Source organism: Rhizobium phaseoli (genome assembly GCF_010668805.1).
Lineage (GTDB): Bacteria > Pseudomonadota > Alphaproteobacteria > Rhizobiales > Rhizobiaceae > Rhizobium > Rhizobium phaseoli_A.
On the sequence record NZ_WUFT01000016.1, the window covers coordinates 14,805 to 37,767 of the forward strand.

Here is a 22,963-nt window from a genome sequence, read left to right on the forward strand (position 1 = left end):
ATGGCGACAAGCCTCAACTCGGTGCGAACTCGCCGCCGTTGACATCTATGATGGCTCCGTTGACGAACCCGGCGTCCTCCGACGCCAGGAACGCGATCACGGCAGCGACGTCGTCCGGAGCACCCAGCCGACCGGCCGGAATCCGGGTGAGCGCGTCGCTGTTGGTCTTGCTTTCCGGGGAACCGGTCAGTGGCGTCAGGATGCGACCCGGCGCCACGACATTTGATGTTATGCCATAAGGGCCATATTGAGAGACCAGGACGCGGGAGAAGCCTGAAAGTGCGGCCTTTGACGCCACATAACTCGGGCCGGCGATCCGCGGTCTCGTCCGGCCTGCAAGGGATCCGACGAATATAACGCGCCCATAACCCCTTTCCTTCATGGCGGGCAGAACAGCCCGGCAACACAACATCGTGCCCGTCAGGTTGACGGCGAGCACGTCGTTCCACTCCTCAAGGGCAAGGTCGGCAACGTTAAGAGGACCCTCGGGACCCTTCGGCGATATCCCCGCGTTGCAAACGAGGATACCAGGTGCACCCCAGATATCCGCGACTTCCCCGAAAAACCGTTCGACCGCCGCCGGCGCGCGGAGATCGACCTGTCTCGCTATCGAGCGCTCTGGTCCGAAAGCCTCGCCAAGTGCTGCGCCTGCGGTCATGACGCCTTTCTCGCCATGGCTGAAGACGGCAACCCGATGGCCGGCTTTCAGCAGACGAAACGCGGCAGCAAGACCTATCCCGGTTGTGCCGCCGCTGATGACGGCAATACGCGGGCTGCAGTCGGCACTCATGCCGCTTGATCCATTGCAGCAAACAGCGATAGCGGCGGATGGGCGCAAGGATCAGTCATGACCTCGATCAGCAAAGGACCGTCTCCAGAAAGACCGCGTTCGAGGTATCTGGGAAGATCGGCGGGATCGGAAATGCGGACTGCCGGGCAGCCGCAGGCCTCCGCAATTTTCTGATGGTCGACATCCGCAAAGCTGCAGGCGGTCGTGAACCTGCCGAACTTGGCAGTTTCCGCGTCACGCTGAAAACCAAGGATGCCATTGTTCAACACGATAATGAGGATGGGAAGCTTGCTTCGCACCATGGTCTCAAGCTCCGCCCAGCTATGCGCGAAGCCGCCGTCCCCGACGATCGAAACGACCGGCTTATCGGGCTCTGCCACTTTCGCGCCGAGCGCAAGCGGCAGGCCCCACCCAAGTCCAGCAAGGCCCCGCGGCAAGAGAAATCGCATGCCCGGCGAAAGCGCCCGCAACTGGCCAGCGACCCACATCGAGGAATAGCTCGCATCGGCAACAACGGTCGTCTCTGCCGTCAACAACTGTTGCAGCTCGAACATGATCCGCTCGGGACGGATCGGACTGGCATCCGACCGGGCAACCGATTGCCGGTCTGCGTCAAACGCGCGCCAGAACCCGGCGATCCTGTCAGTCAGTTGATTGCGCTTCGATTTGCGGTGGGAGAGATCGCTTCCGGCGAGCTCGCTTCGAAGCGCCCGAATGATCTCGGCCGCGTCGCCTGCCAGCCTGACCGCTTCATACGTGCGACCGATTTCGGCGGGATCGACATCGACATGGATAACTGACGCGGACCGGGGAATCTGACGCCAACTATCCGTGCCATTCTGATTGGTCCGCGTCCCGACCAGAACAACGAGATCGGCCTCTTCGACAAGCGCGACGGTATGTCGTCCGAGCGACCGCGGTCCCACGAGAGCACCGAGAACCCCGGCCGACAGGGGATGGAATTCGTCGACAACACCTTTTCCCATGTTGGTCGTGACGACGGGAAGCGAGGCCTCATCTTGTAGCGCCGAAAGTTCGGCGGCGGCGCGGCTTGCGTGAACGCCGCCTCCCGCGATGATGATGGGAGCATGAGCTGCCGCGATCATCGAGGCTGCGCGCTCGATGTCGTCATTGCGCGGGCGCAACCGATCAAGCGGCCAGTGACCCAGGGTAGCCTCGCGCCGAAATGGCGAAGGCGCTATCTGCTCTCGCAATAGGTCGGCGGGAAGCAAGAGAGCTACCGGCCCCGGCCGGCCCGAGGTTGCCGTCGTGAAGGCCGCATCGACGTAGTCGTCGATCCGTTCCGCAACGATCACCTTGCGCACCCACTTTGTGCAGGATTGGAATAATGCAAGATGGTCGAGTTCCTGGAATGCGTTGCGGTCGGCCTGATCTCGTTCAACGTCCTGGACAAGAGCGACAATCGGAACGCTGGCCTTCAATGCTTCGGCCAACGGCGGAACGAGAAGCGTTGCGGCGGGTCCGTTTTGCGCTGCGACCACGCCGACCTTCCCGGACAGGCGCGCATAGCCATCAGCCATGGTCCCGCCCATGTTTTCCTGACGGTAGGCGACTTGGCGGATGCCAATCGCTTCGGCGGCGAGGATCACCGCCGAAGGCAGGCTCTGGGCAAATATGTGGGTGACGTCGTGCCTCTTGAGAGAATGAGCGATACGCTCGGCGACGGTGAAAACATCAGTTGCCATGGTCACATGCCTGCTTCTGTTGGGTTTGCTTCAAGGACTGAAAGGAAATCTGCGAAGGCTGAGATAACCGCATCACCGTCGGCCTTCGTCATCGCCGTCGAAAGGCATGCCGCGGCACCATTCGGAAGCAGAATGCCGCAATCGAGGAAATGCCTGGAAAGGCGAGCCATCAATTCGGCCTCTTCCGGCACGAGATAGGCCTCTCGGAAGTCGGTTGGCTCCTGGCCTTTCGGATGGATGCGAAACAATGATGCGGCCCCCGTCACGCAGAAGGCCGCGCCGCGGCGCTCGATCTCCTTTCGAAGGCCGACCCGAATGCTATCGCCAAGGCTTTCGAGCGAGCCGAACGCGGCCTCCGTCATCGCCTCCATTGCGACCCGCCCTGCGACCATTGATACCGGATTTGCCGAAAACGTGCCGCCTTGCGGAAGCAGCGGCTTGCCGCTGTCGCTCGCGAAGACCCGCATGATTTCCTCACGCCCACCAACTGCTCCGACGGGAAAACCTCCGCCGATGATCTTCCCAGCCGCGATCAAGTCGGGCTGCAGGCCATAGCGAGCCGAAGACCCCGCATATGACTGTCGCAGATTGAGGACTTCGTCGGCGACGACGAGGATTCCGTATTGCTTGGCTATCGCACCGACGGCGGCAAGGAAGCTCGGTTCGGGCGCAATCAGCCCGGCGCGGCTCGGCATCGGATCAATCAGGATACACGCCAATGAAGGGGCTGCAGAAGCTATCCGACGCTCGAGATCCGTGACGTCATTGAATCGGACAACGGTGACCTCCTCACCAACCGAGGGCGGCATACCACGATAGGAAGGCACAGCCGACGATCGCTGTGGGTCGTTCCAGATAGCCGGCGACACCGCCTGCCCCGTTTCCGCCCAGTCGTAAGCGCCGTGATAGGCGCCTTCGATGCGTGCAACGCCTGGCCGGCAGGTAAATGCACGGGCGGCCTTGATCGCAAACATCACAGCCTCGGTCCCGCTGTTGACGAAACGAATATGTTCGACTGCGGGAATGCGCTCGATCAACAACTCGGCCAGCGTGATCTCGTGCTCGGTAGGGTTGGAGAAACACGTGCCGCGGTGAAGAAGGTCTGCAACCGCGTCGGCGACTGGAAGGAAACCATGGCCGTGGATCAGCGTCGTGAAATTGTTGTTGAGGTCCAGGAGGCGATTGCCATCGACATCGATGAGATAGGCTCCCTCCCCGCGGGAAATGTAGAGCGGGCTGGGCTCATGATCCACGGTGACCCGCGTGATGCCCGTCGGAAATACCCGGCGCCCCCTCTTGAAGAAATGTTCGGACCTCGACCGGGAATAGCCCCGGCCGCTTCGCGATAAATCTGGGTGAAACATCAATCTTCTCCGGCCAACAGGGGTCGCGGCGCAACCCTTCATAATTTTGTTATAACAAAAATCATGAACTTGAAGAAGTTGCAACAAAAAAATGACGACAGACGTTATTGCCGGTTGAGACGCTCCTGTGCAGCCTTCTTTAGGCGCCGGTAGCCGTCGCGAATATCGTTTTCCATCGCCGCGCGGACAGCAGACGGATCTTTATCCACGAGCCCCTCAATCGCGGCCATGTGGTTGTGCACTCCATACTTGGCCTCGGCAAACTCGGGATAGAGATTGTGGAACGAAGCGCCGACCCTTAGCCAAAGCGCCTCAATGGTTGAAAGGAGGTGCGGCATCTCACAAAGCCGATAGATCGCAAAGTGAAATTCTTTATTGTCGTGAAGAGCGTCGCCATAACGCATCTCGTCAAGTGACAGCGTTATTTTCTCTTGCAGACAGAGCAGGTTATCGATGGTCTCGCCTGTCGCCCGGGACGCGCCTTTCTCGGTAGCCAACCCCTCAAGGGCAAGCCGCATCTGAGTGACTTCGTAAAGCGCGGCGAGATCGAGATGCGGGACGATGACGGTTTTAGGGCCCACCATTGCGAGCGCGCCCTCAAAGACCAACCGGTTGATCGCCTCGCGCGCCGGTGTGGCGCCAACGTTCAGTAATTCGGCTACCGAGCGGATGGGCAGCTTGTGACCCGGCTTGTAAGTACCGCGCGCGAGTAACTCCTTGATGGAGGCGTAGGCAAAGTCGCTGAGCCGCCCCACCTGCGTGTCCGACGCCTGCGATTCCTCAATGGTTGTATTTTTGTTCAATTTTAATCTCCCACGTGTTGACTTCTTCACATTTTTGTTGCAACAAAAACAAAGCCGCCGGAAAACGAACCTGTAATGTGACAGCATAACGGGATCGTGATTATCAGCAACGGCTTGGCCGCGAAAAGCGATGCCAGAATGGTGCCGGTCTTATCGGCACTACGCTCTTGGATCTGGCACTGCACCCGCGGGGCCGGGAGGTTGCAACACGTTTTAACACACACGATGAGGGGATATATCATTTGATTGGCGCAGCTGTTTTCATCGATCGCATAGGAAAGTCCTATGGCAACCAGACTGCCGTTGGCGCAGTGACCTTGGACATTCCGGCCGGCGAATTCCTGTCGATCCTAGGTCCTTCCGGATCGGGAAAGACGACGCTTCTGACAATGATCGCCGGTTTCGAAAGCCCTTCTGCCGGACGCATCATTATTGGCGGGCGCGATGTCACCACCATATCACCCGATCGCCGCAACATCGGGATGGTCTTTCAGCGTTATGCCTTGTTCCCGCATCTGACCGTTGCTGAGAACATCGCCTTTCCACTGAAGATGCGCGGCATACACAAGAATCTCAGAGCCGAACGCGTCGGTCGTGCGCTCAACCTCGTCCAACTCCCCGACTACGCCAGGCGCTATCCCCACGAACTCTCCGGCGGCCAGCAACAGCGAGTGGCGGTCGCGCGTGCGATTGTCTTCGAACCGCCCGTACTCCTGATGGACGAACCGCTTGGAGCGCTGGACAAGAAGCTGCGCGAATCCATGCAGCTCGAGATAAAACAGTTGCAGCAGCGTCTGGGCGCTACGGTCATCTATGTGACGCACGATCAGGAGGAGGCGTTGACGATGTCCGACCGGATCGCTGTTATGGCAAAGGGCGAAATCGCACAACTCGGAACCCCGGCGGAGATTTACTGCAATCCACAGAGTGCCTTTGTCGCGGATTTCATCGGAAAGATGAACTTTCTGACCGGAGAATTCCTGGGCGAGATCGCTGGCAGCCAGACGATCAGACTGGGTGATGACGTGGTCATTGATACGCCGGGCGCTGCTCCGGGTTTCAATGGTTCGGCAAGGATCGGCGATCGCATTCGCCTTGCGCTCCGGCCAGAGCGCCTCGGCCTTGCGGCGCGTGGCGCAGGCGGAAAGAACGCGCTTCCTGGCCGCATCGAAACCTCAGTCTTTGCAGGCTCCTTCGACCTTCATCTCGTTCGCACTGATTTCGGGAGCGGAGAGATCATTCAGGTCCAGACCCCCACCGATGGGATGAGGGCGCCGTTTGCAACGGGCACACTCGTGGATGTCGTTGCCGAGCGTGATGGCCTGCGGCTCTTTGCCGAACTGGAGGCATGAGATGACCGTGACCGCCGATGATCTCGCCCATACATCGACCCCTCCAGCAAGCTGGTTATTTTCCCGCTCGGCCCGGCGTTATTCGCACGCGCTGACGCTGCTGCTTATTGCCCCGTTGATGCTCCTATTGGCAGCAGGCTTCGTCTATCCGATCAGCCGGCTCATCTCTCTGAGCTTCATGGCGCCGGGATTCACGCTCGAATACTACAAGCGGATCGTTACCGAGCCGCTTTACATCGACGTCCTGCTGCGCACGTTGCAGACTGGAGCAATCGTCACGGTGGCAAGCCTGCTGCTCGGATATCCGGTCGCCTTCCTCATGGCGCGCGCCAAGGGCAAGACTGCAATGATCGTCGCGGCGGCGGTGTTCGTGCCACTGTGGACCTCGGTGCTGGTGCGATCTTACGCGTGGATCGTGCTGTTGCAGCGAAAGGGCATTGTAAATGGCTTGTTGATGGAAAGCGGCCTCGCTACCAGCCCTTTAAAGCTTCTCTATACCGAGGGCGCCGTCATCCTTGCGATGACGCATGTCCTGATGCCCTTCATGATCCTGCCGATCTGCAATGCTCTTCGCACTATTCCTGCGGAATACTGCCAGGCAGCCCGCAATCTCGGCGCCGGCCCAGCGGGCGCCTTCATGCGCGTGACCTTGCCGCTTAGCCTGCCTGGAATTTTCGCCGGGTGTGTCATGTGCTTCATTCTGGCAATCGGTTTTTACATTACGCCGGCACTCGTTGGCGGACCGGGGGCATTGATGATGGCAACGCTGATCGGTCAGCAAACCACCGTCCTTCTTGACTGGCCGTTCGCGGCAGCGCTCGCGACTGTCCTTCTGACCACGACGCTCGTCTTTGTCCTTGTGTTCCGCAAGGCGCTTTCCCTCAGCAAAGGAATGAACAGTGTCAACTGATCCCGCAGCTATAGCGCCACGCTCGCACAGCGACCACCGACCTATTCGCAAGTCAGCCTCGCGGCTTTTTGGAGGATTCTTGATTGGCGCGATCCTGTTCTTTTTGGTGTTGCCGACGCTGCTCGTCATCCCGATTTCGCTGAATGGCAGCAGCTACATCCAGTTCCCACCGAAGGGGCTGACGCTTCGCTGGTATAGCGAATTTCTTTCCGATCCGGACTGGCGCGCGGCGACGATCTTCAGTTTGAAGATTGCGCTATCGACAACGATCGCCTCGACGACCATTGGCACCTTGGCCGCTGTCGGGCTCGTTCGCGGTAATCTGCCGGGAAAGGCCTTTCTGCAAGCATTGTCGCTCGGGCCAATGATTGTCCCCCATGTGGTCTTTGGTGTTGCCCTTTACCTGATTTTTTCGCCGCTTGGCCTGACCGGCAATTTTGCTGGATTCCTGATCGCACACACGGTGCTTTCGGTCCCCTACGTTATCATCACCGTGTCGGCGGCACTCGAGCGCTTCGACCCGTCGCTTGAACTTGCCGCACTGAATTGCGGGGCAAGCCGGAGCCGCGCATTCTTCAGCATCGTGCTCCCAAACATCTCGCCGGCGGTCGCGGCCGCTTCGGTCTTTGCGTTTCTGGCGTCTTTCGATGAGGCAACTGTCGCATTCTTCATTTCCGATACCGGCGGCAAAACGATCAGCCGCAAGATGTTCGAGGACATCGACTTCAATCTCACCCCGGTCATCGCCGCCGTTTCGACGCTGCTCGTCGCGGTATCGCTCATTCTCATGGGCTCCATCCATCTCCTTACCGGCCGCGGGGAGGACTAACGTGGCCACATTCATCCGGACAGAGGAACACGCGATGAAAAAGCAACCCAAGATCAAGCTTTTGCTGCTCGCGGTTTGCCTCACACTTTCTGGTGTGGGAGCGGCGCAGGCCGAAGAGCAGGTTATCATTGCGACCACTGGTGGCGCCTACGATGCGGCGCTCCGAAAATTTTGGTTCGAGCCATTTACCGAAGAGACCGGCATTAAGATAGTTTCGGTAGCCGCGACAAATGCGGAGATGCGGGCGAAAGCTTCGGCCATGGTCAAGACTGGAAATGTGACCTGGGACCTTTATCCGGACGGCGAGATCCAGGCGAGCGCTGAAACGCATCGGCTGACGTCTGAAGACCTCACCGAATTTTGCAAGCCGTTCCGTGACCGGCCAGACCTGGTGGAGGATGCCTGCGTCAGTGCCGGGGCCAGGCTTTTTTCGACCGCAACGCTCATGGCCTACGACCCAACCGGCTTCAAAGATGGAAATCCGTCGAGCTGGGCCGACATGTGGGACCAGACGAAATTTCCGGGTGGGCGGTCGTTTCCAAATTTCGACGATCCGTGGCGGGTCATGGCTGCCGCGCTGCTGGCCGATGGCGTTCCGCGCGATAAGCTTTTTCCGCTCGACGTCGACCGCGCACTGAAAAAGCTCGACGAAATTCGTCCCGCGATATCGCTCTGGTGGAAGACCGGCGACCAGAGCGTCCAGGGCTTTCGCAACGGCGATTACAGCATCGGGCAGATCTGGCTGACACGTGCAAATACCCTGAAGGCTGAAGGCCGCCAGATCGCCTGGTCCAAGAAGGCTTCTTTCCTGGTCGGTGATCGGCTGACCGTCATCAAGGACGCGCCGAACCGCACGAGCGCGTTGAAGCTGGTCGGCTACTGGCTTGATCATCCTGAGGCTCAGGCGAAAGTCTGCGAGGAACTCCTCTGCACGCCGCCCAGTCGCAAGGCAATAGGATTGATGTCGCCGGCAGCACGTGCGGCGCTACCGAGCGACGACGACATCAGGGACTACATCGTCATTCCGGACGCCAAATGGATCAATGAAAATGCCGCGATAATGCTCGCGCGATGGAATGCGTGGATCCGATGAGAGTCACCCCCGGGGGAGGAGAAGCGCCGCCCGGGGGTGAAGACCGATCATTGACTCTTGAGGGCACGATTAATGGCAGCGGCGACCTCGTGCACTTCCGCGGCCGTGTGGCTGGCAGTCGGGCATATGCGTAGCCCTGCCCTCCCCTTGGCCACCGTCGGGAAGAATATGGCCGATGTATAGTAACCGGCGTCAAGCACCACTCTGGCGGCACCGATTGCCGCAAGCTCGTCACCAACGACGACAGTCCGAATGGGCAGTCTGGACCCGGCCTGTGCGGTAGGCACCAGTTCGTCAAAAAGAGAAATGTATTCGGCCAGCGCCCTCTGTCGCACGCCGAGTTCCGGCGTGCGATGGATCGCCTGGGAGGCAAGAGCTGCACCAATTGCTGCAACATTGATCGAAGCCGAAAAGGCATGCGCAAGAGCAAAACGGCGAAAGATCTCTTCCTGGAAGGCAGTTGCGAGCATAAGCATGCCGCCTGAAGCACCAAAACCCTTGCCGAGTGAGGCAGCGATAATCGTACGTTCTCCGAGACCCTCAGGCATTTGCGAACGGGCGAAGCCCTCGCCTTTTTCTCCGAAGATCGATATGCCGTGAGCGTCGTCGATATAAAGGAAAAGGCCGTATCGCTCCTGAAGTTCGCGCAATTCCTTGATCGGCGCGCCGCCGCCCATGGAATAGACACCATCGCAAACGTAAGCGACCGTCTCGTTCTGACGGCAGATGTCTTCGAGCGCCTGAAGATCGTTGTGTTTTACTGTGCGGACCTCACATTCTTCGGCTACGACAGGCTTATTGAGGGCAAGCGTCGCATGGGCGAGACGGTCGAACACCATCACGGGTTTCTTGCCGCCGGTCAGAACTCCGGACGCGATCAGCGGAAGCGCGCTCAGGTTGGCCGCAAGCACCGTTGTGTAGGTAATCACCCTCGCCCCGAAGAGATCAGAGAGAGCGTCCTCAAGGTTTCCGAGGACTGCAAAATTGAGCCGTGTGCGGGCGCATGACCAATGGAGCGTTCCGTAGCGCCGAACGGTCTCGATTGCGCCCTCTATAATCGAGGGATGATTGTCGAGCCCGAGATAGGAGCAGCGAACGAAGTCGACAATGCGCTCCGATCGATGCTCTGAAATTGGCAGCGACACCGCTCGACCGTCGGATGGCTGGACATAGAGTGCCATCAAACCGTCAAGATGGGCTGCGGCAAAGTGAGGACCTGCATGCCTGATCAAACTGGCAGTGTTTCTGTGCGATATCGTGGGCGACCCGGCGCCCGAAGCGGCCTCTTGCATGTTGTGCTCCCAAACAATGGATGGGATACACGCTAACCGCGTGCCCATCCTTTATGCAACGAAGGCGTCGGCAAGTTTTGAGGAAGTTTCGGTGAAGGTGTGAACGTGTTGACATTCACATGCTTCAAGCGATGTCGATCGCATATCCGACCTTTGGTACCGTCCGGATCACATCGCGACCAAGGGCTCGCTTCAAAGCCCGCCGGAGGCGGCCTATATGAACATCCACCGTCCGCGGCTCAACGAACGCTCCCTGCGGCCAGGCGATGCCTATCAACTCGGCGCGGCTGAGAACACGCCCCGCGTCGCCCATAAGGGCGTTCAATAGGCGAAACTCGATCGGACTGAGGTTGATCGGCGTGCCCCGCACCAGGACACGCCGACCCTCGGCGTCCAACTTCATATCGTCGAATATTGGAGGGAGGCGGCTACGCGTCTCGTCGGAGGTATTGCCTATTGCACCGTGAAGGTAAGACAGGAGGCGCTTCGGCCGCATCGGCCTTGTAAAGCTCTCATCGACGTTGGCTTTCAAGATGTCGAGATAGGCTGTTTTTTCGGCGACGAGCGCAATGAGGGTGACCTTGCTGGCAAGCCCTCTTTCTTTTAGGCTGAAGGCGATATCAGACAAAATTTGCGACCCCGGCTGGCAGTCGACGATGATCGCTGCAGCGTCGCGCTCCTCGGCTGTCTGCACGGCTTCGCTCGGAATATCCACGAGCGTTGTCCTATATCCGGCTTCCTTCAAAATATGCTCGAGCATCAAATAATAATCAGCGTCTCGGGATACGATCGCCAGAAGTTCGGTCATTGGCAGGCCCCGTAATCTGAGACCCTCATGACGGTTTTTGATACCACAAAACATTTACCGAATTGTGTCATATTAATTGGTTCCTCCCGCCATTGGCTCATAGACGGCTTACCTGAATCGTAAATCGCTCTCACCCCGGGTATTTTTATAACTTGCCTTTTTATTTTGTTACAACATAATGTTGAACGCGGGAAGGATTTCGCGCAGAAGCGTATAGTTGCCAGGGACGGCACGTGATCGTGGCCCATTTGATGGGATCAACGTCCGGCATAATTGATGACCTGTTTCCGGACGGTTACGGGGTTTTTCCATGCGCGAAATAGTCGAAACGTTCTCGGTGGGCTGTGCCGCAGCCGCACCTGATATTTGGGGTGATGTAGATGTTGGGGATACAAGCGCTGCCGCGCGATCGCTTTATGGCCCAGATGCGAAATCGGCTGCGGCCTGGTGCGCCCTCTGCGCGCGCTTCGACGGGCGTTCAGGCGACTTCATTTTTTGGGTGCGGGTTTTCAAACACCTGGGAGCAGCGAAGTCTGAAGGGGCGCGAAATTGAGGATCATCGGAAGCACATCCCCCGAGTGGGTCGCCGGCATAGGCTATGGGACCAATAGCGAGTACGCGGGGGACCGATCCGTGGCGACAAGGATTGGCAGCCGTTGCGCGATCTCCTGCTTGACGGCGTTTCATCGGAGATGACCATCCCGGTTGACGCTCACTGTTTCGACATCTTGCGCGCCCAAACCTTGAGATAAAGCGACAAGTGACCGCAAAGTCTATGGTCCTCGCCAGCGGCTCGCGGGAATGTAGCGAGCCGGCGGATTATCATGATCGCGAATTTGCGCGGACACTCTAACGATCAGGCCAGAAGAATTCCTGCTCAGCCATGATGCCCTTTCGATTCAGCGGCTCTCACAAACCAATGCCACGGCCACGGCTGACAGCCCGGTGGCGCCGTTCTGCAATGATCTCCTCACTGCTTTCATGGCGGACGGTCTGCTGCAGGACCTTCAGCTTCTCCTGCATCGCCGCGAAGGCCTCACGCTGCGCGGGCGGTACCCGATTGATGAGAGCCTCTTCACCACGAATGAGGGCATTGGGCCCGAAGCGCTGATCGAGCGCCCTGCTGACATCGGCGAACTCCCGGCGAATGTTGGCATCGAGAGGAGCGGCCGAGGTATTCAGCTTGCGACCATTCGCCCGCGCCTGCGCCAGCCGTTGCACGAGCACCTCGTCTGCCGCTCTCGACAGGCCGGGAATGGCAACCGCCATGCGCTGGCGCTCTCCTGTGATGACCTTGCGTTCTGCATCGAGAACGTTGACGTAGGTCGACCCGAGCGCACGCAGGCGGGCTGCTGCTTCCGGCACGGTGCGCATCGCCTCCTTCCGCTCGCGGCCGGACGCCAGCATCCGGTCCATCAGCCGACCAGAACCGCGTAACGCACCATAAGCGGCGGGATCGTTGGTGACCGCGGCGGCAATGCGATCAGCAGCAAAACCTTTCTGGAGCAGTTCCTCGATCTTGCCGACGGCGCCGGACGGATCGCGCCAGATGGTTGTCGCGGCTTTGGCCAATGCCGCACGCTGCTGGCGATAGAGAGGAGCTGCGAGGGCGCGCGATCGCGCCTCCTCGTCGACCGGCGTCTTGAACTCGGTGACGGCGGCAAGCATCGGCAGCACGGTGGCGTTCTCCTTGCCCTGTCCCGTCTCTGGTCCCTTGCCCAGATCGACACTGGCCGCAGCAACGATCTTCGAGCGATCCTGACGCTCGGCCAGATACTGCTCTTCGGCAAAACGTTTGACGGCTTCAAACAGCTGGATGAGCGTCTCGCGCCGAGCGGCGGTCAGATCGTCCGGCATGCGCTCGGCGATGTTACGTTCGGCAACCGCATCGGCCTTTGCGGTGAACGCACTCCAGCCGAAGCGGGCCGACAGTGCTTCGCTGACCGCCTTGATCTCCTGCACGACCGAGCGGTCCTCGGCGGCAAATGCAAAGGCGCTCTTATAAGCATCATCTCCACCCCGGCTGCGCACCGCCTCGATCTCGAGTAAGCGCGCCATCGCGGGTTTCGAGAGCGCCGGGATCGACAAGGACATATACGAACGCCGCGTCTGCTCACGCAGTTCGAACCGCTCGGCGTTCCGGCGGAATTCGGTCGCATGGGCACGGGCCAAGGGAAGCAATTCCTTCACAGCCGCCACCGCGACACTGCGCTCGTTGCGGGCCGCGCGTCCGTCGACCATCAGCGCGGAACCACGCAGGCGGCCGAGCCGATCAGGGGCTGCGGCAAGATCGTCGGCGAGCCTGCGCGGTTCACTGCCGATATCCGAGGCCAGCCTGTTCAGCATGACAAGAGCTGCATCCGGATCGCGATAGACCTTTCCCAGCAGCGGTCGCAGCAGCGTTTCCCGCTCCGCCCAGGCGGGTGATGAATGCTGCGCCAGCCGCGCATCCTGCTCGACGCTTCTGACGAAGCCGGTGGTCGGCGGGATCAGAGAGTGTGCTTCACCAGCGCTTGCGCCCGAGACGACGTGGGATTCAGTTCGCTCCTCGTTGTAGGCGACCCGCCGCTCCCGCTCGATGGCAAAGCCGAGCGCCGCACTTGCCCGCTCCCAGAGCTTTTCCACCTGCTCCCTCTTGGCAGCAATCCACCCCCAGCGCCGGGACAGGCTTTCCTCCATCTCGGCCGCGGCCAGCGAAAGATGCTCGATCCCGCGGCGCCGGGCGAAGTCTTGCGCCTGGGCGCGATAACCGGCCTCGCTCTCAAAATCGAGCGTCGTCGTCTTGGCGCCGGAGCGCGACAGTCGTTCGACCAGCTGCTTGAACACATCCGGTCGATGGCTTTCGCGCCGGGTGCGATCCTGGCGCGCTTCGGCGGTTTCGATCCGACTGGCCGTCCAGACATTGCGGTCGACTTGCCTCTCCTCGTAACGCTTCTGCCCCGTCTCCTGGTCGACGATGGCAATCTGGACGTTGACCCTTTCGACCCCATCCTTGCGCAGCGTGACGGTATCGCCTTCCAAGATGACGGCATCGTCGAGCGCCTTCGGCAGGCTGACGCCCCACAGCCGATGGACGGTTCCGTCGTCGGTCTTAACGTCGGCATAGGGACTATCGTCGGCATCCTCGTCATCCGGCCGGAATTTAGCTTTTCCGGTTTCGACAAGCTCGCCGGTGACGCCGGCGGCGTGATCGGCACGCAGCTTTCGTCCCCATTCCGGCCTCGGCTCAAAATCCTCGCCTGCCGCATAGAGATCGACGCGGTCACGATGCCTGGTCATCGACACATAGGTCAGATGCTGGTCCATCATCCCGGTTGCCAGCACGAAGGTGCGATCGACGGTCGAGCCTTGAGATTTGTGGATCGTTGCGGCATAGCCGTGATCGACATTGCGATAGCTGTCCTCACTGAAGACGACCTTGCGGCCATTGTCGAGGCGCACCGACAGCAGCGGATCGCCGTTTTTGTCACCGGTGGCAACGACCGTTGCGAGCATGCCGTTCTTCACATATTGCGGACCGGAATGCCTGGCCCGCGGCTCGAGGAAGCGGGCGTTCTCCAGGAAGATAATGCGATCACCGACGGCGAATTCCCGCGTCCCGCGCTCGGTCCGGAAGCTGCGGCTGTCACTCAACGCCCCCTCTCGGGTCATCACTTCACGCAGCGCCTCGTTCAGGCGCTTGACATCATCATTGGTGTGGGCGAGCACGAGCAATTCGTCGCCGCGAAGACGGCCATCACTGCCTTCGGAAGCGGAGCGATCGATCGCCTGTTTGCGTGCGTCGGTCCAATCGGCGACGATCCGATCGACCGCTTCCTCGCGCGTGCCCGCCTCGACCAGATGGCCATGCTCAGCATAGGCATCGAGCCCCTTCTCGACCTTGCCGCGGGCAAACAGCCGTGACGCCTCGCGCGCCCATTCCTGCCGCTGGCGGCGCACGCCGGCAAGCTCGGCAAAGCCGGTCCGTTCGGTGATTGCCCGGAAGGCCGCACCTGCCTGGATCGGCTGCAGCTGCATCGCATCGCCGACGAGGATGACGAAGTTCACCAACTGACCGATCCAGGATTCGGTAAACCTGCGCGTCGACTGGAACATGGCGAGCGCGATGAAGATCGGGCCAATCGCCAGGACGATGGCAAGCGCCAGCCGAGCGTAGAGCGAGACGATGTAGCCGATCGCCGCCACGATGAAGCTCGCGCCGATGACCATCATGCCGCCGATGCCTGTGACGATATCGACTGGCCAGGAAGCGCGGGACCAGATCTCGTAGGCGCATTTCTGGCCTTTATCCAGCAGGCTGTCGAAGGTCGAAGCGCTCGGCGTCGTGCCGGAGTTCAGCGCCTGCGAGATCTCGCGTGGAAGTATGTCGAAGAAGATGTTGCTGACGTAGGTCTGGTAGTCGCCAGCGTTCCTTACCAGCATGACGATGATGGCAAGCTTCATTGCCCGGAACGCGAATTCAAGAATCGGGTCCTGGACGGAGCCGCGCAGAACCAGGTAGCCGTAGAGCACGACATAGAGCGTAAGGGCCGCCGTCAACGGGCCACTGACCCAGCTGGCGATGTTCGAGGTGCCGGAGGAAATGAAGTTTTCGAGCGGTGTCTTGAATTGCCCGTCGACGAAGCTGAAGACCTGATACATTGCTCAGCCCCCGAGCGACTTGCGCATCCGCTCCAGCCGCGGCGTGTCGTCGGCGGCCTCGGCGTTGCGGCAGTTGGGCGTGTTGCGAAGATTGCCGGGATTGTTGCGGCATTCGCCGATGATTTTCGCGAGTAGCGCGTCGTCGGCTGGAAGTTCATCGACGGAATAGACCTTGTCCGCCTGTGGGGAACAAGCAACCAGGAAAAGCAGCGCCATACTGTAAAGAAACCATCTCATTTGAGCACCGCTCCCATCGTGTCCATGCGCTTGCGCCAGTCCTCGGCCTTGCGCTGGTCGTCAACCTGCACCTGGGCCTGTTGGACCATCTGCAAGCCCTCCATGCGCAGGACGTCGGTTTGCAGGAAAGCGGTTTCCGCTTGAAGGCGAGCCTGCAGGTCGGCGATATCCTTGGCGTCGGCCGCACCGGAAATTTTCTGGCGAAGCTCGTCGATGCCGTCGATGCGCTTGGTGGCGGCATCGTAGATCTGCTGTCCCAAGCTCATCTGCCCCGCGTTCTGGTTCTGGAGGCGCGAAAGCTCCTGCGCATAGAAATCGTCGGCATCGGTGCGATAGGCGGAATTGTCCTGAAGGAATTTCGAGGCGGAGCTGCCGAAAGCGCCGGCCCCGGACCCTTTGAGCAGGGCCTCGATCGCGGTGAAGTCCTGCGGGAGCGCCTTGCGGATAGACGGATCGTTCAGAAGCGTGGCGACATCGGCCATATTGGTGATCTTGTTCAGCGACCCGTAGAGTTGCTGGGCTTGCTGGAGTTGCTGGTTCAAGGCGTCGAGCTGGGATTTGAGCTGCGTGATGCTCTCGATCTGCTTGGCGATCGCCGTCTGATCGATGACCGGGATGCCCTGGGCAGACGCGAGCATCGCCGGCGCCAGCAAGAAGGCCGATGCAAGCAAGGGCCTTATCGTGTGTCCTCGGATCATGCTGTCCTCCTTCTCTTGTGAAATTCGGCAAGCCAGTGCTGGGAGCCCTCGCCGAGCTCCGCGCGGATCGTATCGGCCAGTTCCACATTGGCTGTCCGACCGGAGAGGATGGCGAGTTCGTCGTCGAAACCGTTGAGGTTCAATTCGGCGACGACGCTGTTGTGCCCCTGCTTCACGATGAACCGGCGGCTCTCGACGGAGAGTTCGCGCGAGACGAGCTCGAATTCGCATTCGGTCAGCTTGAAACCGTCGACATAGTCGGTGCGGTCGCCGCGAGGGTTCGGCAGGAAGATCTGCGTCGGGCACTGCTCGATGATCGTATGGGCGATCGGCGAGACGATGGCGTCGCGCGGGCTCTGGGTCGCAAACAGCATGAGCCCGTTCTGCTTGCGGATCGTCTTGAGCTTATTCTGGGCGAGATCGCGAAAGCCTTCATCCTGCAGCGCCTTCCAGAATTCATCGATAACGATGATGATGCGGCGCCCGTCGATGAGCTGCTCGATGCGATAAAACAGGTAAGCCATGAGCGGTGTGCGGATCTCCTCATTGTCGAGGAAATCGGTCATGTCGTAGCCGATGAACCTGGCGCCGATGCCGATATCATCGGTCTCGTTGTCGAAGACCCAGCCAAGCGGCCCGCCCCTCTCCCAGCGTCGGAGACGTGCGGCAATGCCCTCGGGATCGGTATTGTTGAGAAAGGTGCGCAGGGCGCCGATGGAGCGACGCTCCACCGGCAGGTCCGCCACCCCGTCGACCGCCGAAGCGACGTCGCGCAACTCGGTGATCGATAGTTCACCAGATGCTGGCCTGACCAGCTTAGCGATCCAGCCGGTGAGGAATATCTTGTTTTTCGCAGTTAGGTCCAGCGCCTTCAACGGCGCGCAGCCGGTGGCGATGCCATTCCTCAGCGGTAGATAGTTGCCACCGGCCGCGCGCACGAAGAGGTCAGCGCCGCGATCCTTGTCGAAGAAGACCATATGCGGATCGTGCTTCTCAAGTTGGGACAGCATGAAGTTCAACAGGACTGTCTTGCCGGCGCCCGACGGGCCGCAGACGAAGGTGTTGCCGAGGTCGCCGTGATGGAAATTGAAATAGAAGGGCGAGCCCGAGGCGGTCTTCAGCATGGCGACCGCCGGCCCCCACTCGTTGCCGCCCTTCTGGCCGATGGGATAGGAATGATAGGGAGCAAGGGCCGCAAAGTTACGGGAGGTGATCGCTCCCGAGCGCGCGCGGTGGCGGAAATTGCCAGGCAATTGTGCCCACCAGGCAGCCTCGAGCCCGAGGTCCTCGCGGGCGACGACGGCACCGCCGCTGGTGAGATAAGCGCGCGCCTTCGCCATGTGATCGGTTAATTCCTTGACCGACGGCGCGAAGACGGCAAGCGCAAGGTGATGCTCTCCGAGAACGAAGCGATTGGATTCCAGATCGTCCATCGCCTCCCCGAGTTCCTCGATCTGCGAGGCCGCCTTGTCGCCGGCGCTGACCATCTGGTTCTGCTTGCGGCCCATGATGGTGCGGGCATCTGCCTTGGAGCTGAAGGCGAAGGACTGCGTCAGGATGAGTTCGAAAGGTGCCGTCAGGATACCATCGAGCATACCGCTGCGCGTCGTCGCCGGATATTCCTTGAAACCGAACATGCCGACATAGCGGCTTTCGGCCTCATGACGAATTTCGACGGTCTCGCGCCCGAAAATCACACGATCGGAATAGATCGCCGAAGAAATCCGTCCCTCCGTCAACGGGATCGGTTCCCGCCGGCCGCCGACGATCTGGTGGAGAACTTCGCTCTGCTCAGAGAACAGGATGCCGTCCTGTTCGTGAAGGGTCAGCAATCGCGGCTCAAAACGCTGCAGGCCAGCGACGACGTCCGCCACGCGGTCGCGCAGATTTTTCAGAGCCTGTTCGTCGAGTTCCATATTGGATCGGCGCGCCCTGCGAAGCCGGGAGAGGAGATTGGCTGCCCTTTCGGCAGGATCGCGGCCGGGGTGCCAGACGAGGGTGAGGTAGAGATCGTTGCGAAACAGGTCTTCGCGCACCATCCGCTCGCGATATCTCGCGTTCAGGCCGTCGCAGAAGGAATTGGCGAATCGTCCATCGGGATAGGCATTGTCGCGGCGGCGCACGACATGCGTCCAGAGCGCCAGCCGCTCGTCGGCGATATTGCGATAGAGCGTGTTCAGATTACGGTGCAGACCGTTGAGGTCCCTGACGTCAGCGGTCTCGAAGGAAACCCCGTCGAGCGCGATCATCGTCATCAACGCCCTGGAATCCAGCGCGATTGTCGTCTTGTCGACATGCCTGACATAGGGGATGAAGGTCTCCGCCCCGAGCTCGCGGGACCGCAGCGTCGTGAGACTAGGCAAGGCTGAGGTCCCTTTCGTCGTAGCGCCTGGCAAGCGTCAGAGGTGAGAGCGAGGCGCCACCCCAATAGCCGGCATTGCGCGAACGGCCACGGGTCTCGATCCAGGCGATCAGGATCCGGAACATGTTGTGGTCGTGCTTGACGAGCGCGCGAAACAGGGCATGGAAGACGATCCCGACCAGCGCGTAGGCGATTGATCCCGCGGTGATATAGAGGATCGTCGTCAGCATGATGTTGACGCCCATTGCCTCCACGGTGACGCCGGCGATCATCGCCGGCCGAGTGCAGGCGAGAAAAAGCGTGTCATCTTCGAGGTTCAGAAGGCTCGCCATGGCGCTCAGCTCCCGACGATAGTGTTGACCAGCTCGGTGGCGCCGAAGATGCCGCCGATACCGATGATCCAGAAGCCAGCGCGCCTGAGATCCATGTATCCGAACATCCAGGCGATGCAGATGATGATGACGGCGATGACCGCCAGCAGGCGGGCGATATTGCCGGTTAGCATGTCGACGATGTTCTGCAGGACGGTTTCGATGCCGGCGGCCTGGGCGAAGGCCGGTTCGACCATGCAGATGACAATGGAAGCCGCCATGAGCGTGGATGCGGCAAGGGGCCGTAGTCTGGCTTTGGAGATCATTCACTTTGCTCCGATCGGTCATTCTGGAAAACGAGAACAGAGGATTCTCGTCGGGAGCTGAACACATCCCACGATGCGGCTTCAGCAGTTTGGAAGGCTTGGGAGGGCAGTTTCGGAAGAGCTGGCGCCAGCTCACCTTGCGGCTGCCCGTCGGGCTCGGCCCGGACATCAGGCTCGCCGATGGTGAGGGAGGCAATCGTTGGCGATAGCCTCTTCATTGCCTGGCGCACTTGCTCGTCGTATTCGACTATGGCGCCGACGGATGGATCATCGCGACCGTAGTAGGATTGAAGCATCACTGTCTCGGCTTGAGCCGGGACGTCGCCCACGCGCAAAGCGGCGCGATAATATTGTTCGAGAAGCGTGGCCGTAGCCTTGAGGTTCAGGCAGGGATCGAAGGCGCCCGAAACGGATAGCTTAAGTTTTTGAAGCTCCTCGGTCCTGATGCCGCCAAGGCCGATCTGGATATCCTGGTGATTGGCGATCAGAGACGCGGCAACCTCGATCGCCTCCGCCTTCGATGTGGGTTGCGCAGCCAGTGGAGGGCCGCTGTTGATGCGAATGGCGAGGGGCTGGAACCGGCTCTCAAGGCTCACGATCCCGGCCAGCGTCTCCACTTGAACCATCGGCGCGCAGTTTTGCGCAACATCGATGAATACAGCACCCATCGGTCAGTACCAGACCCGCTGTTTGCCAGCGCCATCGATGGAGATGTCTATATAGTGCGGTTGCGATCGCACATTCGGGCGGGCGTTCGGGAAGCCCATGCACTGGCGGCGCCCGTCGACGCGCTGCCAACGTGGCAAAAGGACCGAGTTATTGCTGGTGTGATAAGTGTCATTGCTATTCCAGCAGAGGCTTTCGCTCACCGGCTGCGGTGCCGTCGACACGCAGGTCACTTGCCGGCCACCGCGGCTATCATCACCCATCAGCTTGTAGCCCGTGTCGCAATAATAGGGCTCGTAGCCAGGCCGTGAACTCTGAAAACCGACGCCGCTGCAGGTCGGGAACCCGTGCCCCTCGGCAAGCTCCCGCCACAATTTTTGAATCGGCGGCCGACATTCGGCATATTGGCTCGGCCCGCCGGGATTAGAAAGGCACAGGATAACCTGGCATCCCCAATCTTCCGCCTGCGCTTTACTGCCGGAAATAAGATAGGGTGACGCTACGAAGCAGGCCGCCAGCAATGAATTCAGGAGAAGGCTTTTCATGGACAATATCCTTCGAGACGACGCCCTATCGCACGCGGAAGGGCTTGTTCTGATTGCTCGCAATCATACTAACTTATATAACACAGTTAAATAGCATGACAAGCGCGTTTAAAACACAATGGCACAACCTGGCTTTCTCCGGGCTCGTGCTGCACGAGATCCTCAACCATCCGCTCGATGACGAGACCCCCCAGGCGAGACTGAAGCAGATCGGCATGATGACGATCCTCTACACGATGACCCAGGCTCACCAGAAGCTAACCCTCTCGAACATCATCGAGATTACCGAGCTGACGCGGAGCGGGGTCAAGGAGACTGTTGATCTTCTGGTAAAACGGCGAATGCTGGACGAGACGATGGTGAAGAACTCGATGGGCCGGGGAACGGCACGGCAGTTTGAGATCTCACAGGACCTTTTGAACAAGCTTAGCGCTTTCCGCGCCAGCCAGGATGCGGGATCAAACTGACTGGTTTAACACCTTGAAAGGGGCAGGATGACGAATCACTGGTTGGTCCTCATCGCGCTGCCGGCGGCAGTCGCCAGGGACTATAGGGCAACCCGCCCTGCAAGGCGGGTTCCAGTTAAACAATGAAGAGTATCGGAGAAATTAGCATAGCGCCGCCGCAGGCGGAATTTCGGGAATCTCGCCACGCTAAGGGCGGCACAAGGGCAGCCGCAGGAGCCTCAGCATAGCGGCCTGCAGGGAGGCGGGACCGACTGCCCCCGCCCGTGCGTCCCATTTGTCCTAAAACGGTGTTGAGGACTTAGCGGCATCAGTTGGAAAAGATACCGCCGACCCGGTTCAAGCGGTCGGCGGCAACATAATGAGGGCTGAAGTGTTTCAGGCCGCGCTTTCGAGAAGCTTCCTGGCCTTGCCTTCCAGTTCGAGACGCGTGTCCTGGTGTGTCCTGTCACGTGCAAGCGCCGTGATCCCCTGAACAAAATCGAAGATCGATTCAGGTGGACGGCCTTCCTCGGTAAGAACGGTTTCGATGATCTTTCCGGTTTCGCCTTTCGAGAACCCACGCCGGCGCAGGAAGTTTTGGCGCTCCTCATCGTTGCGAGCAACGACCCGCTCGCGCGCAGCCCGAATGCCGGCGACGAAGGCTGCGGGCGAGGAATTGGCAAAGTTGGTCAATGCGGGCGCTGCTTCATGAGCGAATCGCTCGGCTGCGAATTTCGAATGCCGGATGCTGATCTGTTCGAAGTTTTCCGAGCCCCAGATATTTCTGTTGGCGCAGACGGCGCGGAGGTAAAAGGAAGCGATGCCCAGTGTCTTCGATCCGACCTCCGAATTCCAAGCATAGAAGCCGCGGAAGAAGAGGTCAGGTTCACCATTGGGCAACCGTCCCGCCTCAATCGGGTGGGTATCATCGACCAGGAACAGGAAGACGTCGCGATCAGATGCGTAGAGCGTCGTCGTATCTTTGGAGATATCGATGAACGGGTTGTGCGTCATGCTCGCCCAATCGAGAAGACCCGGCACTTTCCAGATCGTGTCGCCGGTTCCGTTGCCGGCGATCTTCATCACGGCAGACACGAGTTCGTGGTCCCAGATTCTGCCGTAGTCGGGACCGGTCACGGCTCGCAATTCCACACGGCCGTCGTCCATCTCCAGCGTCTTGACGAGTTCGGCACGATGGTTGAGCAGGCCATGCTGAAGATTGATGGCGGCGAGTGGCGCGGGAAGCTGGCGCATATAGGTGGCAGGCGCCCCGACCAGGCTGCAGAGCTGGCCATAGCTCCAGTGCGTCGGCGCAATCGGGCTCTGGTTTCCGGGCACGATCAGTTCAAGGCGCTCGGCACTGTCCCGGCTGGCCTCGAGACGGATCGCCGAGCTCTCTACCGTGCGGGCATGGGCTCGGTCGGCACGTGATTTGACCGCACCGTAGAGGTCGCCGAGGGAAAGATAGCGTTCGTCGCTCGGCCGTGAAAACCATTCGGACGAGACGCGGCCGATGCGCTCACCGCGCGAGATGTCGACTTTATAGGCAGAGGATACGGGCCGTGAGCTGGAAGTGATGCTGTCCATGATTTTATCTCCGTAGAATACAAGCGGCCCGGTCTCCTGTCGGAGTCGGACCGCGCGGATAGATGGGAAATGGTGGAAGACCCGGCTCGACGGCCGGATCCTCACTCATCGGATGTGGAACCTATTGGGCAGCGTCGAGACGTTCCTCCTGGAAGGGCTCGTTTGGCCCTCCTGTCAGGTCGCTGACATTTGCGTCT

20 protein-coding genes are annotated in these 22,963 nt (G+C 60.0%); 5 read left to right on the forward strand and 15 right to left on the reverse strand.

The window, feature by feature from the left end; translation table 11 throughout:
- Window positions 1-13: 13 nt before the first annotated feature.
- From fabG to GR197_RS23005, 4 genes are all read right to left on the reverse strand, one after another.
- Complete coding sequence (gene fabG, locus GR197_RS22990) at window positions 14-790, reverse strand: 3-oxoacyl-ACP reductase FabG (RefSeq protein ID WP_164013743.1); 777 nt, start codon at window positions 788-790, stop codon at window positions 14-16.
- Window positions 787-2,496 carry an acetolactate synthase catalytic subunit gene (locus GR197_RS22995; RefSeq protein WP_164013745.1) on the reverse strand — a complete coding sequence of 570 codons (1,710 nt, stop codon included), beginning with the start codon at window positions 2,494-2,496 and terminating at the stop codon, window positions 787-789. The genes fabG and GR197_RS22995 overlap by 4 nt, the downstream gene beginning before the upstream one ends.
- Window positions 2,497-2,498: 2 nt before the next feature.
- Window positions 2,499-3,860, reverse strand: coding sequence for an aspartate aminotransferase family protein (locus tag GR197_RS23000; protein WP_164013747.1), 1,362 nt, complete (start codon window positions 3,858-3,860; stop codon window positions 2,499-2,501).
- A gap of 104 nt (window positions 3,861-3,964) precedes the next feature.
- Entirely contained in the window at window positions 3,965-4,663 is a 699-nt protein-coding gene (locus GR197_RS23005; protein WP_164013749.1) for a GntR family transcriptional regulator, read from the reverse strand.
- Between the two features lie 242 nt (window positions 4,664-4,905).
- On the opposite strand from GR197_RS23005, the gene GR197_RS23010 reads away from it, so the two are divergent.
- The 4 genes from GR197_RS23010 to GR197_RS23025 are packed head-to-tail and all read left to right on the forward strand — an operon-like array spanning window position 4,906 to window position 8,847.
- A complete protein-coding gene (locus tag GR197_RS23010) occupies window positions 4,906-6,015 on the forward strand; it encodes an ABC transporter ATP-binding protein (protein ID WP_164013882.1) in 1,110 nt (369 codons plus the stop codon).
- A 1-nt stretch (window position 6,016) separates the two neighbouring features.
- On the forward strand, window positions 6,017-6,925 hold the full coding sequence (locus GR197_RS23015; RefSeq protein WP_164013751.1) for an ABC transporter permease: 909 nt from the start codon (window positions 6,017-6,019) through the stop codon (window positions 6,923-6,925).
- 43 nt (window positions 6,926-6,968) lie between these two features.
- Entirely contained in the window at window positions 6,969-7,754 is a 786-nt protein-coding gene (locus GR197_RS23020; RefSeq protein ID WP_432444205.1) for an ABC transporter permease, read from the forward strand.
- Between the two features lie 34 nt (window positions 7,755-7,788).
- Window positions 7,789-8,847, forward strand: a complete 1,059-nt coding sequence (locus GR197_RS23025) for an extracellular solute-binding protein (RefSeq protein WP_204330348.1) — start codon at window positions 7,789-7,791, stop codon at window positions 8,845-8,847.
- A 47-nt stretch (window positions 8,848-8,894) separates the two neighbouring features.
- On the opposite strand, the gene GR197_RS23030 is transcribed toward GR197_RS23025, so the two are convergent.
- The 10 genes from GR197_RS23030 to GR197_RS23075 all read right to left on the reverse strand — a co-directional run bounded on the left by GR197_RS23030 (window position 8,895) and on the right by GR197_RS23075 (window position 20,733).
- On the reverse strand, window positions 8,895-10,139 hold the full coding sequence (locus GR197_RS23030; protein ID WP_164013754.1) for an aminotransferase class I/II-fold pyridoxal phosphate-dependent enzyme: 1,245 nt from the start codon (window positions 10,137-10,139) through the stop codon (window positions 8,895-8,897).
- A 124-nt stretch (window positions 10,140-10,263) separates the two neighbouring features.
- On the reverse strand, window positions 10,264-10,947 hold the full coding sequence (locus GR197_RS23035; protein ID WP_164013756.1) for a winged helix-turn-helix transcriptional regulator: 684 nt from the start codon (window positions 10,945-10,947) through the stop codon (window positions 10,264-10,266).
- A 909-nt stretch (window positions 10,948-11,856) separates the two neighbouring features.
- Window positions 11,857-15,588, reverse strand: a complete 3,732-nt coding sequence (locus GR197_RS23040; protein ID WP_164013758.1) for a type IV secretion system protein — start codon at window positions 15,586-15,588, stop codon at window positions 11,857-11,859.
- 3 nt (window positions 15,589-15,591) lie between these two features.
- Complete coding sequence (locus GR197_RS23045; protein ID WP_164013760.1) at window positions 15,592-15,825, reverse strand: EexN family lipoprotein; 234 nt, start codon at window positions 15,823-15,825, stop codon at window positions 15,592-15,594.
- Window positions 15,822-16,523, reverse strand: a complete 702-nt coding sequence (gene virB5, locus GR197_RS23050) for a P-type DNA transfer protein VirB5 (RefSeq protein WP_204330349.1) — start codon at window positions 16,521-16,523, stop codon at window positions 15,822-15,824. Before virB5 ends, GR197_RS23045 begins: the two co-directional genes overlap by 4 nt.
- Entirely contained in the window at window positions 16,520-18,886 is a 2,367-nt protein-coding gene (locus GR197_RS23055) for a VirB4 family type IV secretion/conjugal transfer ATPase (protein ID WP_164013762.1), read from the reverse strand. Before GR197_RS23055 ends, virB5 begins: the two co-directional genes overlap by 4 nt.
- Window positions 18,879-19,217: a type IV secretion system protein VirB3 gene (locus GR197_RS23060; RefSeq protein WP_164013763.1), complete on the reverse strand. Its 339-nt coding sequence runs from the start codon at window positions 19,215-19,217 to the stop codon at window positions 18,879-18,881. The genes GR197_RS23055 and GR197_RS23060 overlap by 8 nt, the downstream gene beginning before the upstream one ends.
- A 5-nt stretch (window positions 19,218-19,222) precedes the next feature.
- A complete protein-coding gene (locus tag GR197_RS23065; RefSeq protein ID WP_164013766.1) occupies window positions 19,223-19,522 on the reverse strand; it encodes a TrbC/VirB2 family protein in 300 nt (99 codons plus the stop codon).
- Window positions 19,519-20,190 carry a lytic transglycosylase domain-containing protein gene (locus GR197_RS23070; RefSeq protein WP_164013768.1) on the reverse strand — a complete coding sequence of 224 codons (672 nt, stop codon included), beginning with the start codon at window positions 20,188-20,190 and terminating at the stop codon, window positions 19,519-19,521. The genes GR197_RS23065 and GR197_RS23070 overlap by 4 nt, the downstream gene beginning before the upstream one ends.
- A gap of 3 nt (window positions 20,191-20,193) precedes the next feature.
- Window positions 20,194-20,733: a hypothetical protein gene (locus GR197_RS23075; protein WP_164013770.1), complete on the reverse strand. Its 540-nt coding sequence runs from the start codon at window positions 20,731-20,733 to the stop codon at window positions 20,194-20,196.
- 95 nt (window positions 20,734-20,828) lie between these two features.
- Between GR197_RS23075 and GR197_RS23080 the strand changes: the two genes are divergently transcribed.
- Window positions 20,829-21,200: a MarR family transcriptional regulator gene (locus GR197_RS23080; RefSeq protein WP_164013772.1), complete on the forward strand. Its 372-nt coding sequence runs from the start codon at window positions 20,829-20,831 to the stop codon at window positions 21,198-21,200.
- Window positions 21,201-21,575: 375 nt separating this feature from the next.
- On the opposite strand, the gene GR197_RS23085 is transcribed toward GR197_RS23080, so the two are convergent.
- Window positions 21,576-22,766 carry a DUF932 domain-containing protein gene (locus GR197_RS23085; RefSeq protein ID WP_164013774.1) on the reverse strand — a complete coding sequence of 397 codons (1,191 nt, stop codon included), beginning with the start codon at window positions 22,764-22,766 and terminating at the stop codon, window positions 21,576-21,578.
- Window positions 22,767-22,963 lie beyond the last annotated feature (197 nt).